Source organism: Legionella sp. PATHC035, assembly GCF_026191115.1.
In the GTDB taxonomy this organism is placed as follows: Bacteria; Pseudomonadota; Gammaproteobacteria; order Legionellales; family Legionellaceae; genus Legionella.
In genome coordinates this window covers 3,237,521-3,250,363 of the sequence record NZ_JAPHOT010000001.1, presented here as the reverse complement: position 1 = coordinate 3,250,363, position 12,843 = coordinate 3,237,521, and the positions used below count along the sequence as shown (strand labels likewise).

Sequence of the window (12,843 nt, the reverse complement as noted above, 5' to 3'; positions counted from 1 at the left end):
CTCATTACCTTCGCTCGTCAAGGACCGAGTCAATTCAAGTGAGTAAAAATTAATTATACAACAACTTGCATCAACTAATTTAGCTGGTATCTTTTTAATGAATTTAGAGTGCAGGGGTAATCGTTCTTTCTCGAGGAAGGAGCAATTGTAACCATCCCCAAATAGTTGTATTCCTGATTAGAGTTCTCCAAGCAAGCATAGGCCGGGCGCTTGGCCCGACATTTCATTAACTGATGTGGTATTGATTATAGATTCCGTGAAGAGAGTTCATCTAACCATTTTGATTTGAGAATTTCATGAAGAAAAGGGAGGTGTCGGGCGAAGCGCCCGACCTACGCTTGCTTACAAATCCCATTTAAGATTTATCGAGATTTAAAAAATAACGAGTCGATTTAAGTTCACCGGTTCGTTTAAGAATATTTTTTTTAACTAAGTCATTTAAATCTCTGGTTGTTGTAGCGATGGGAGCGCCTGTTATATTCATATAGTTTTTAGCACTTAAACCACGTACAAATCCATCAGGCCCAGCATGAAATAAACTTAATAAGACCTTTTCTTGTCTTGGATTAATTTTCCCTTCCGCTCCCCTTAAAATTACAGATTTCTTAATAATAAAATCAATATACAAATAAGTATTTTGTTGCGCTTCTAGAGCGATGTGAGCAAACCATATTAACCAAGATGTTAAGTCTAAAGTTTTACTTGCTAAACCTAATTGTTGATAATATTCCTTTCTCTTTTTTAATAATATTTTTGCCAATACTGTCATAACTGGTTTTGAAAATCCTTGAGCCAAGGCTTTTTCTGCTATAGCTCGCCCTATTCTTCCATTTCCATCTTCAAAAGGATGGATACTTTCAAACCATAAATGAGCTATTCCTGCTCGGGTTAATGTGGGTAAAGGGGCTGAACCGGTGAGAGAACTTCGTTCAAACCAATTAATAAATTGATCCATTTCGGCCGGAACATGTTTTGAGGGAGGTGCTTCAAAATGGATTTTTCGATCATAATCAGGACCAGAAACAATTTGCATTGCTGCTTCGTGCTTGCGATATTGACCTATATTTTCTAAATGATGGGTATTACCTATTAAAAATTGATGCCATTCAAATAGAACCTGTTGTGTTAGCGGACTAGGAATCGTTTGATATAAGTTAACCATCATTTTAGCGATCCCACGCTCTGCCATGCTCGCTCTAGGAGCTTCTGTAGACAACCCTAACTCTTTTTTTATGGAGGATTGAACGCTATCTCTGTTTAAATGCTCACCTTCAATTTCAGAGCTATCCAAAGCATCAGTACACATCAAATCGATAAATAAATTTTGCTTACCTTCTTGAGAAATATGTTGTGAGGAACCAATAATAATCCCAGCACTCTCAGTAAAAGACTGCTCATACACAACTAATTTATCTGACTCCCAAGTAAAATTAGGCCAATTCTCAAGCTGCCAATTCCATTTCATGATTAATAATCTCTCTTTTTATTAATCAAAATATAGCATAATTATGATTAATAAAATATGGTTTTATTAATCATAACTACTTTTATTAACAATAATTTTCAGAAACATCAAAAAGGCAATTGAGACGATATAGAAGAACAATAACTCTTTCTTAGATACTGGAATGATAAACACATTAATTAAATTAATATTTAACCAAGGTTGTTATTACTATCTTTGTCAGGATTCGATACAGGGGTTTTTATTCCATTTATAATGCGTACATAATAATCATCATTATATTCACCATTTTCAATTTTACTTACAAATTGAGCTCTAGTCATCGACTCGCCAGTCTTTACTTTATCCATTAAGGCCTTTACAGCTTCTTTATTGTAAATTTTCTATGCAATTTATGGGTAATCCCAGCATGCTCAAAATCAAATACAAATTTAAAACCTAATTTCTCCATAACTCGCAATGATTGATAATTATTGTATGCGGTGAAACATATAGTGCTAGCCAAATCCAAGTGCTTTTCAGCATAATCCAATGATGCTTGTCCCATTTCAAATGCCAGCCCTTTTCCCCAGCAGTTTTGAGCTATTTGATAAGTTAACTCAACTTCTTCTTTGTTATCGAATACAAATATTTTTAATCCCCCTCTCCCAACAAAGGAGGAAGTTTCTTTGTCATACCACATCCAGGGAGCAAAACCATATTGATTGTAATGCGTCATATCCGACTCCAAACGATGCAACGCTTCGGTCTCATTGTATGAAACACCATAACATTCAATAAACTCTGGATTTGCAAGCATTTTTGCATAGTCTTCGTGACATGCTAATTGTGGAATAAATGCAATAAGACGAGGTGTTTCAATGATTGGTTTATTAACTCCAAAATGCAAAAAAGCGTTCTTGCCGATATTCTGACAAAATTCGCTCTTGGCATTGGCATAATCAATCGTATTATCATAAATTTTGGCTAGATTAAGTTTTAGTGCTTCATAGTCCTTAGCAATGCTGGGATAAACACGCAAATAATCGCGAAACAATAGATGCTGTGCATACCAAGAAGATGGATAAGTAACCAAATGAATCTGATGAGTTCGCTCACCATGTTCATTTTCTTTTTGGAAATAACGCCGATGTGGAAAAACTGTTTCAAAAACTTGATTATATCGATAGCCTAATGATTCAATTTTTTGGATATCTTCAGACTTAAATTCATTCAAACACTTAACACCAATTAAAATATCAATCACGGGTTTTGCATAAATGCCAGAAATAGCTGTACTGCCAATATGCTCAACATGGGTGATATTCCTGATACCCAATTGCAATAACTGTTGTTTTTCAATTTCAAATGCGGCATTCCACGCAGGATTATGAGGAAGTAAAGTAATCATAAGCTTTTGTGTTTAATAATATCCAATATTCGGCTATCTTAACATATGTCTTAAAAGTGTATTAAAAATACCCATCATACCAAGGAAAAAAATGATTGCCATAAAAAGACTAGACGACTTGTATGTAAATGAATTGTCATCCTATCTCAATCATTATCAAGAAACGACTATGTTCATTAGGAACAATTTATACCACTCGGGAATTGCCTATCACGATGCGCCGTTTCATGGAGAATATTATGGGTCCTTTGAGAACAACCAACTTAATGGTGTTTTAGCTCATTATTGGAATGGTAATGTGATGATGCAGGCAGATAATTTTTCTGCCTTATCCGCATTAGTAGATGAATTTGAGCTTAAAAGAACAAGACCCATTGCCGGAATACTTGGTGAAGACTCTCAAGCAAATTTTGTCATTGATAAGCTGAACATAGAATCGTCACTATTTGCTATTAATTATAAGGAAAAGTTGTTCGTACTTAATCTTGAACAAATGATTATACCCCAAGCAATTCATTCATATAGCTGCACACTCAAAACTGTGCAAGAGTGTGACATGGATGTCATCAAAGAATGGCTTATCGCTTATCATATTGAAGCACTTGGAGACGATGCTGATAATCCCAAACTTGAAGAATCGATTATTGATGAAATTCAAGATAAACAACTTAGCCAAAATCGATGGGTTTTATTTATAAATAATGCCCCTGTTTCACTATGTGGATTTAATGCCAATCTACCTGATATTGTACAACTCGGCCCTGTATATACCCCTCCGTCTTTAAGAAATAAAGGATTTGCCAGAATTGCTGTGTATCTGTCCTTAAAACAAGCTGCTGTCCAACATGTTAAAAGAGCAATTTTGTTCTCCAATAATAATTCCGCTATAAGCGCTTACCAATCACTTGGTTTTCACCAAATTGGAAAATATCGACTGGCCTTGTTAAAACAAAGTATTGTGGGGTCATGATATAATATTCAGCGAAACAAAATGCCCACTAAGTTAAATGATTTTACCAAGCAAACCTTCTGCCCAAAAAAACATATAAGTTCATTTGCATTCATTTAATATACATAAGAAAAAATCATTCCATTCCAATACTGACTTGATAATCTGATGGCAACACAACTGAAGAGTCAGTTTAACTCTGACGAAACCACTAGGTCTTGTGATATGCCATCTTCTTCCCTAATTCCATGGCAAAGCGTTTAGCAGGGAAACCCTACCAGGAGATGTCTTTACGGTTTTATACCCGAGGAGTGCTTTAAGCATATCATCATTAATAGCCAGGTAAATCAACCGATGTTTCGGTGATCTTTTTTGCATAACCCAATTGGGATGAACAGTCTCTTTGGGGCTAATCCTCCCTTCTTCTAGGAGCTAGCATGCAACAACAGGAACCAGCACAACTTGAAATTCAACATTTACTCTTTGAGCTAAATTGTTGTGTGAATGATTTAAGCCGTCACCGACTTCAAATCAACACCCATGATATTCAGCAGGCTGAGTTAAGTTTTTATAAATTGGAATCTCTGATTTCTTTTGTCAAACAGTTCGATACCCAACGAATTGCTTGTTAACGAAGAAATTCTATTTTAATCATACCCCACCACGGGAGCGAACTCCCTTGAGGGATTGCTCCCTTCACATAAGGAGATAATCCCATGGACACCCCTTCAATTTATGTCGCTTGTTTAGCTTCTTATAATAATGGCATTTTGCATGGTGTTTGGATAGATGCTACGCAAAGCGAAGATGACATCATGGAAGAAATGTGGAAAATGCTGAATAACAGCACTGAACCTGATGCTGAAGAATATGCCATACACGATTATGAAGGATTCGGCAGCATCAATATTCATGAGTATGAAGCAATAGGTAATATTGTTGAATATGCATCCTTTATTAAAGAACACGAAGAGCTGGGCTTAGCCCTTATTTGTTACTACTCAGTAGATGAGGCGCAAACTTTGTTGGATAATTTCCACGACTGTTTCGATTCAGAGGTTGATTTTGCTGAACAGTTATTTGATGAGTGTTATGCCCATCAATTACCGGACAATTTATTATGTTATTCTGATTATGAGGCTTTTGCTCGTGATCTTTTCATTAGTAATTATTGCTCGGTGGATGTTAATGGACAAACTTATGTTTTGTCTTCTTACTGAGCCTCTTGAAGGGGCTCTTATCAAAGTTATTTCAGAATTTTCCAAGCCAGCAAGAATAAAAAAAACAATCATTTTTCGGGCATACTAATACTATTAGAAATAACGGATAACATATCAACTTGAAATTAAAACAGTTTTCTAATTACAATGACCAAAAAAATTACTGATATCAATATCACAAAAAAATAATTCTATGTTTATAGTCCTAGGGCGTGATTTTAAAATTTTAGCCACAATATAATACGTACTACAGTTAGCCCCCAGAACCATGACAGCTGTTTTATCATAACGTTTAGTAATTCCTCAAACTTTTGACTCGAGTAAAAAAAGGCCAATGTGATAATTTACCTTAAAGAACATCTATTGATTTATTGAGGCAATTGAATTTAGAGATAAATACAGAATAAAGCGATAACAAAGAATTACATTTTAAATATGGTACCAAAATTGGTACCAAGAATATCTCGGCATAATCAAAAGACATTCTTAACTTACTGATTTTACTAATGCCGCTGATGTGAATCGAACACACGACCTTTTGATTACGAATTAGAAAATTAGGGTTTTTATCCATTTCGACACGCTATGATTTTCTTTTAATTTCCTTTTAATTACTTGTAGTTAAAGGCTTATTAAGTTATAAGTTCTTTTAATGAATTTGACCTCATTCTTCGACACATATTCGACACGTTTCGACACGCAAAATTAAAATTGAGAGAACAGGATGCGAATTAACAAAACCAATATTGAAAACTTAGATATCCCCAAACCTATCAAAGCGGGCCAAAGTGCACAAAAGAAATATTACGATGATAACCTCAAAGGTTTTGGCGTTCGTGTCACCTCTGGAGGCACTAAAGCGTTCTTTGTCGAAAAACTCATTAATAGAAAACTTAATAGGATAACCATTGGTCGTTATCCTGAAATAAGTCCCGATATGGCGCGAAAGAAAGCGACAGAGCTACTCGGTCAAATTGCTATGGGTAAAGATCCTGTTGCTGAGAAAAGAGCGCAATCTATGCGCGAAATTACTTTAAACGAAGTCTTTCAAGAGTACTTACAAACCCGTAAAACCTTAAAATCTAAAACAATCAATAACTACACTCATATGATTGATAAAGCATTTCCTACCTGGAAAAATAAGCCTATGTTATCGTTTACTAAAGATCACATTAGTAAACATCATGAAAAACTAGGAACAGAACATGGTGAAGCTTATGCCAACCTTGCTATGCGAGTTTTGCGTGCCCTCTTCAATTTTGCTGCTGGTCAATATGAAGATGCCCAAGGCAAATCACTCATTATGGAAAACCCTGTAAGACGCCTGTCACAAACTCGCGCATGGTATCGAGTAGAACGTCGTCAAACCTATATCAAATCTCATGAGTTAAAAGCATGGTATGCAGGACTGAAAACAACCCAAAATGAAGTTCTACGAGATTATTTATTACTCATTCTACTGACTGGATTGAGAAGACAAGAGGCAGCCACTCTAAAATGGTCAGACGTAGATTTAACTGCCAAGTCATTTACATTAGTTAAAACTAAGAATAGTGAGCCCCATACCCTCCCCCTTTCTGATTTTCTCTACAATTTATTAGTAAATCGTAAAAAGAGTCAGATGAATGACTATGTATTCCCGGGAGCCGGAGCAGCAGGACACATCATCGAACCACGAAAACTCATGGCACAAGTAACTAAAGTTTCAGGAGTACAGTTTACTGTTCATGATTTAAGGCGGACGTTCATAACCATAGCTGAAAGTCTGGACATTCCGGCTTATGCGCTAAAGAGACTAATGAATCATAAAATGAGTAATGATGTAACTGCAGGGTACATTATTGTAGATGTTGAACGCTTGAGAAAGCCAATGCAACTCATTACTGATTATATTCTAAAGTGCATGGAAGTGATTGAGTCTGCGGACGTAATCAATATACAAACTGCAAGTAAAGATCAGATAAAAAAGCCTTTCTAATTTTGGACCGCAGTGCGGTCCGAATTGAGAATAAATCTATAACAAAGTATTTAAGATTCGGAACGCATTGCGTTCCATATTTCCAATTTGGCAGACAGTGTCCGCCAAATTAATGAGTTTTCAGCTAACAAGTAATCATTTACAACTGAATAAGTAAATATTAATAATTTTTTGTCTGGATGACGTTCTTATTGGGCAAAAGGCAAGTGCCTCGTATTGTCCATCAAAATTAGTTTGTTTTTCATCGTAAAGTTAAACTAAAAGTTTATATAAATGATTAAAAATAAACTCATAAACCTTTATCATAAATATTTGATTGATAAACTTAAGATTATTTCCCAATCCATTGATTCATGGTTTTTTCTAACAAACCTATAGATTCCAATTGTTTCTGTTTAGGCATTTTACGAATATTTAAAAGCTTCCATTGCACTGCAGGTAGATATTGAATCTGTTCACTACATGCTAGAGTCCAATCAGGATCACCCTTTTTAAATGATATTAGAAAATCATAATCCTGCTGAGTAAAATTATCTTTAAGTCCTTGAATCATTTTTTCTGGTATTGCTATTAGGTCTTCAAGAGTGACTGGTTCAAAAGTCATCCCTTTAAATTCACTGTGAAAAACTTGCGATATATCTTTCCAGCGTGGGTTCATAATTTCTGAGATAGGTCTCTTATGACTTAAAAGATAAGTTAAAAATCCATTAAACAGCTCTCGATCAATGTCTTGATTTTCTAATAACAACTTGATATCAAAAAGATCTCTGGGGTGTTGGCGATCTAAGGCTGCACATAATTTACCACCATAAAGATCGGGTAAAGAAACTACTTTCATTGATGCAAAACCAAACTCCTCCTCTACCGAAGCAACAACATCAAGCTCAATAGGTGGTAAAAGCGTTCCTCTAGCTACTGGTGAAACCTCTATCTTGACTTGAACTCCCTTATTTTGCGAAGAGCGATCTCCAACAATAATTCGCATTTCATCCGGTTTATTATCTTGTAAAACCGCAAACAATCCAGGAACTGTATTAATATTTGCCGTAATAGCTGCTAATGCCTTACGAACATTAGCTAAAGCCAAATCACGTGGTTCAAGAGGTAAATAAGCCAAATCAATGTCTACCGATAGTCTTGGAAAATCACGCACAAACAAATTAATGGCAGTTCCACCCTTTAAAGCAAAGCACGCTTCTTTTTCAACAATAGGGATCAATCGGATAAGCAGCAAAACCTGCTTGTAATAAATGGATTGTTTATTCATATTCTAATCGCTACTTATAAATTGTTCTGGAACAGTGATTTGATATTGTTTTTCTAATTTACCATTAAGGACTATTTGACGCTTCCCCGCCCCAAGATTAATGACCGATTCATTTAACCGTTTAACCCATGGATGTTTATAGAAATGGCCAAGAAATAAAAATAAACGGTTCGTTTGGATAGATCCACTTTTGCTTAAAATAGTTTCAATTTTTCGGGGACTTAAATTGACTAAACCTTGGAAAAGCTCTGCAGCATGTTCAAATGACAAAATAGAAGGTACAGCCTCAAGAACCTCAAATGCTGCTAACTCCTGATTACTAGCTTTCAATTTTATACCATCTATATCTACAGTAATTAAATCATTATTATCAATGGCATTTAACTTAGATGTTTTAATGATTTGCCAGTGAGGTGTTGGATTATCAGAAGCAACTAATTCTGGAAAGGTCTTAAACCACTTGGGTAAAATCGTTTTTCCTTGAACATTTAACCAAATGGATTCTGTTTCCAATTGTAGATAATGCGACTTACCTTGCTGAGCTAAACTTGATAAACCAGCCAAATGAATCATTGATTGGTTTTGATTTTGCAGACAATAAACGGCATTTTGCCACTCGGGTTTACGTCCTGAACGATAATAAACACCTGCACCTAATTTCACCAACCATTGGCTTTGACAATACTTTCTTGTTAATTGAGGCGTAATTCCATGACTCGATAACCAAGACTGCACCAAGATTTCACCTGGGTTGATATTATTCAGAAGCCAGTTTATTTTTGATGACATAGATACACTTAAAGTTTAACTATATTAATAAAATTAAACTATACGAAAAATCTTCTGTCAATGTTTACAATGAATTTGGTACACAGTGTGTGCCAAATTTATGAAGCAATTACTAATGAAAAGATAATCTGAAGTAAAACATTAACCTCGTTTTCTTATCATCAAATTGGGACGTACTTAATATTTTTTTCCTAAATTTATATGTTAAAAAAACAACATTGCAAAGCAATGTATATTGCGCCCTTAGAAAATTCTTTTCTCGGGAAAAATTTAAAATCGAATATGGAGTTCAATTCAAAATCTCTATTGGGTCGTACGGGAGAGTTCAGTAGTCAAGTAATCCTTGACCACTAATAGCAATTTATAAAAAATTAAATTCTGAACTACATCAATTTGAAATTTTAATTAAACTAAAATAAACATTCCGGAACTTCCGGATACTTCATCTAGTACTAGTATTGGAGATTTATGGGGGAAAACTGGATTATTAAATTTGGCACGCAATGCGTTCCAAATTGCTGAGAAGAGAAATTGCCCTCTTCAAACAAATGAAAATCACATTTGAACAACATATTAATAATTTTGAGTGGTACAAGTGGAACTAAGGGGACAACTTGATTTTACTGAGCTATCGGTGTTCCACGTTCAAAATTTGAGATGGTACAAGTGGGACATTATATAGAGCATATCTATATTTTTATTGAACTCGTAATAACCTCATTCAGTGATTATCTTTAGGGTAATTCTGTCTGTTCCTATTTTACGGTTAAACCTGCTTTTTACAACAACCTCAGCATTTGCGGGTATTTGTGTAGAGCTCGTCAAATAAGATTTCGTTGCATCGGAATATTGCCACTTTACACCAAGTCGGGTTAATGCTTCTCTAGAGATAGCTGTAAAACCACCCTCAGCAGCAAACATGGGTTTGCCAGTAATTCGATTTATTCTAGCTTTTGCATACAAACCATAACCTATTTTGAGCAACTTTCCTTCTCTGGATAATTCTTTTAATGCTCTGCCAACTTGATCATAATCACTTAATTTTTCAAAATCAGAGCGTAAAAAAACCTGCCGTTTAGATCGGCCGATCTTTTTCTCAATTTTACTTCTAAGTGATGCGCGTGACATTGCTCTATTTCCGATAGTTTCTTACAACACAAGTATAGCAAAAATACGACACTTCATCTGATATGACATTTCTGCACGTAGGTCTTTGTGATTGAAAAAAATTTAGGGAACATGTGGTACAAGTGGGACGGTAGGGTTATTTAGTTACATTTTCATTGAATTTGTTTTCAATTGTTGACTTTAATTTTTAAACCACGTAATAATCTATTCGTTGTTTTAAATAGCTTTATGAAAATGGCTATAAAGCTACATGGAATTTAGGATAGGTGGAAAAGTACCAGTATTACTGGAATTTTCAATGATGGATTTATGGAAAAAGCCTCTTTGGCGGTATTTTATTGCCGATTGAAAATTCTTTTAATGACGAGGTATTACTATGTCTAGAAAAAATGTATCCCGCTTGCAACTCATCAACGAATTTGAATCAGCTCCAAACTCTACCCTTTTTAATCAAAATACACTCGCCGCAGTTTTAGATTGCTCCGCACAATTATTAGAACGAAACCGTTGGGCTGGTCAGGGTGTGCCTTATATTAAAATAGGTCGTACGGTTCGATATCGCAAATCAGATATTCTTAATTATCTTCAACAACAATGCACTTATAACGTCCTTCAAGATGCTGTTTAGCAGTTCTTTGATTAAGTCTTGTGATTGATTGGAAGATGGTGGAACACCTTCCTGTGAACGTTGTTGGAGAAATAGAAAATGAATTCAAATCAAATATATCATGTCGATTTTAAACAGTCTAAACGTATTAAATCGTTTCCATATGCAGGTGGCTTGTTTCAATTAACCTCTGATGGGGTGATTTTTATCGGTAAGGATAAAGATAATAACGAGTTACCACCTCGATGGATATGCTCTTCTTTATATGTGGTCGCTAAAACTCGTGATGCTCATAGTGGCGAATGGGGTCGATTGCTCGAATGGGTCGATGACGATGGAGTGAAACATCAATGGGCTATGCCTTTAGCTTTATTACAAGGAGACTCTAGTGATGTTAGACGTGAACTGGCACGATTGGGATTGACTATCTCACCCAGTAAAACAGCTCGTGATTTGTTAGCTTCTTACATACAAGTTTTTCCTGTTGAAGAGCGAGCTCGTTGTGTAGATAAATTAGGTTGGTATAAAGAAGTATTTGTTACCGCTACTGAAGCAATCGGCCAATGCGATGACCAAATCGTTTTTCAAAATGCCAATAGTCTTGAACCTGCATTGTCTGTAGCTGGTACGGTTGATGATTGGCGAAATTCTATTGCACGGTTAGCCGATGGAAATTCGCGTTTAGTATTTGCTATTTCTACTTCATTTGCACCAAGCCTTGCCAAACTTGTTGGGGAAGATTCAGGCGGTTTTCATTTTAGAGGTGCTTCATCCTCTGGTAAAACAACAGCTTTAAAGGTGGCTGCTTCTGTTTGGGGTAAGCCAGACGGTTACATTCGTTTGTGGCGAAGTACTGCAAACGGTTTGGAAGGATTGGCAGCTCTTCATAATGATGGTGTATTAATATTAGATGAACTTAGCCAAATGGATCCCAAAGAAGCTGGTGAGTGTGCTTACCTGCTTGCCAATGGTCAAGGGAAAACACGAGCTTCTCGGTGTGGTACTGCAAGACAATCCATGCGTTGGTCACTACTCTTTTTATCCGCTGGCGAGGAGTCATTAACTTCGTTAATGGCCAAAGCTGGTCAGCGATGCAATGCAGGTCAAGAAATTCGCTTGGCAGATATTGAAGCCGATGCAGGTGCCCAGATGGGATTATTTGAACAGTTACATGATCATATAAATCCAGCCTCCATGTCACTCGCGTTAAAAGAGGCTGCCAATCAATATCATGGAACAGCTGGAATTGCATGGCTTCATAAAATTGTTAATCATCGCACTGAACTGATCCCCCTACTCACCAATAAAATCCAGCAATTTGTAACTAAGGTCACCAAGCCTGAGCATTCTGGTCAAATTCAACGCGTAGCCAGACGCTTTGCTTTAGTTGCCATGGCTGGGGAAATAGCGAGTCATTTCGAATTAACTGGATGGAAACGAGGCACAGCATGCCAAGCAGCGGAAAAGTGTTTTGATGTTTGGCTAGAGGATTTTGGAGAAAATGGTAATCGAGAAGATCGAGCCATACTATCTCAAGTTCGTGCATTCTTTGAAAAAGAAGGAGCAAGTCGGTTTGAAAGCGAAAATCATCCCAATAGTGAACGACTTTATAACCGAGCTGGATTTTTTCGAACGGATAACGAAGGTTTTCGTATTTTTATGGTTTTATCTGAAGTTTACAGGAAGGAGATTTGCCAAGGGTTTGAGCCTAAAATGGTTAACAACGTGCTTATTAATGCTGGCTGGATAGTCCCAGGTAATGACGGCAAAGCCTCTCAAAAACGAAGGATTAAAGGAGTTGGCATTCCTAGGTGTTATGTTTTTACTGAAAAAGTATGGTCTGACGACTATTAATTGTCCCACTCGTTCCACCATTAATCTTGATGGTGGAACGACTCAATCCCAGTAATTATAAGAGTTTCCCACTTGTCCCATTTGTACCACTGAATATTCAGTCCAATGTTTTTTAACTTTAATTGTAATTATTGGATTGACGAATAATAGGTATATAATTTTCTTCATGTAGCAACAAGGTTTTCAAAACTAACAC

12 protein-coding genes are annotated in these 12,843 nt (G+C 36.1%); 6 read left to right on the top strand and 6 right to left on the bottom strand.

Translation table 11 applies throughout. The annotated features are described in order from the left end of the window. Positions 1-355: 355 nt before the first annotated feature. From OQJ13_RS14270 to OQJ13_RS14260, 3 genes are all read right to left on the bottom strand, one after another. The gene (locus OQJ13_RS14270; RefSeq protein WP_265711498.1) at positions 356-1,465 is read right to left on the bottom strand and encodes a Fic family protein; all 1,110 of its coding nucleotides are present in this window, start codon (positions 1,463-1,465) and stop codon (positions 356-358) included. A gap of 191 nt (positions 1,466-1,656) precedes the next feature. Further along, positions 1,657-1,815: a hypothetical protein gene (locus tag OQJ13_RS14265; protein ID WP_265711497.1), complete on the bottom strand. Its 159-nt coding sequence runs from the start codon at positions 1,813-1,815 to the stop codon at positions 1,657-1,659. 8 nt (positions 1,816-1,823) lie between these two features. Continuing rightward, complete coding sequence (locus OQJ13_RS14260; RefSeq protein ID WP_265711496.1) at positions 1,824-2,855, bottom strand: bifunctional GrpB family protein/GNAT family N-acetyltransferase; 1,032 nt, start codon at positions 2,853-2,855, stop codon at positions 1,824-1,826. A gap of 91 nt (positions 2,856-2,946) precedes the next feature. On the opposite strand from OQJ13_RS14260, the gene OQJ13_RS14255 reads away from it, so the two are divergent. The 4 genes from OQJ13_RS14255 (at position 2,947) to OQJ13_RS14240 (ending at position 7,002) form a co-directional block, all read left to right on the top strand. Beyond that, positions 2,947-3,825: a GNAT family N-acetyltransferase gene (locus OQJ13_RS14255; protein WP_265711495.1), complete on the top strand. Its 879-nt coding sequence runs from the start codon at positions 2,947-2,949 to the stop codon at positions 3,823-3,825. Between the two features lie 416 nt (positions 3,826-4,241). Then, positions 4,242-4,436 (top strand): hypothetical protein, encoded by a 195-nt coding sequence (locus OQJ13_RS14250; protein WP_265711494.1) that lies wholly within the window; start codon positions 4,242-4,244, stop codon positions 4,434-4,436. A gap of 84 nt (positions 4,437-4,520) precedes the next feature. Beyond that, positions 4,521-5,024 (top strand): antirestriction protein ArdA, encoded by a 504-nt coding sequence (locus OQJ13_RS14245; RefSeq protein WP_265711493.1) that lies wholly within the window; start codon positions 4,521-4,523, stop codon positions 5,022-5,024. 724 nt (positions 5,025-5,748) lie between these two features. Beyond that, entirely contained in the window at positions 5,749-7,002 is a 1,254-nt protein-coding gene (locus OQJ13_RS14240; protein ID WP_265711492.1) for a tyrosine-type recombinase/integrase, read from the top strand. A gap of 331 nt (positions 7,003-7,333) precedes the next feature. On the opposite strand, the gene OQJ13_RS14235 is transcribed toward OQJ13_RS14240, so the two are convergent. The 3 genes from OQJ13_RS14235 to OQJ13_RS14225 form a co-directional block, all read right to left on the bottom strand. After that, positions 7,334-8,269 carry a nucleotidyl transferase AbiEii/AbiGii toxin family protein gene (locus OQJ13_RS14235; RefSeq protein WP_265711491.1) on the bottom strand — a complete coding sequence of 312 codons (936 nt, stop codon included), beginning with the start codon at positions 8,267-8,269 and terminating at the stop codon, positions 7,334-7,336. 3 nt (positions 8,270-8,272) lie between these two features. Continuing rightward, on the bottom strand, positions 8,273-9,058 hold the full coding sequence (locus OQJ13_RS14230; RefSeq protein WP_265711490.1) for a type IV toxin-antitoxin system AbiEi family antitoxin: 786 nt from the start codon (positions 9,056-9,058) through the stop codon (positions 8,273-8,275). 717 nt (positions 9,059-9,775) lie between these two features. Next, the gene (locus tag OQJ13_RS14225; protein ID WP_265711489.1) at positions 9,776-10,186 is read right to left on the bottom strand and encodes a DUF6088 family protein; all 411 of its coding nucleotides are present in this window, start codon (positions 10,184-10,186) and stop codon (positions 9,776-9,778) included. Positions 10,187-10,562: 376 nt separating this feature from the next. Between OQJ13_RS14225 and OQJ13_RS14220 the strand changes: the two genes are divergently transcribed. Continuing rightward, positions 10,563-10,814 carry a helix-turn-helix transcriptional regulator gene (locus tag OQJ13_RS14220; protein WP_265711488.1) on the top strand — a complete coding sequence of 84 codons (252 nt, stop codon included), beginning with the start codon at positions 10,563-10,565 and terminating at the stop codon, positions 10,812-10,814. 78 nt (positions 10,815-10,892) lie between these two features. Next, a complete protein-coding gene (locus OQJ13_RS14215) occupies positions 10,893-12,647 on the top strand; it encodes a DUF927 domain-containing protein (protein ID WP_265711487.1) in 1,755 nt (584 codons plus the stop codon). Positions 12,648-12,843 lie beyond the last annotated feature (196 nt).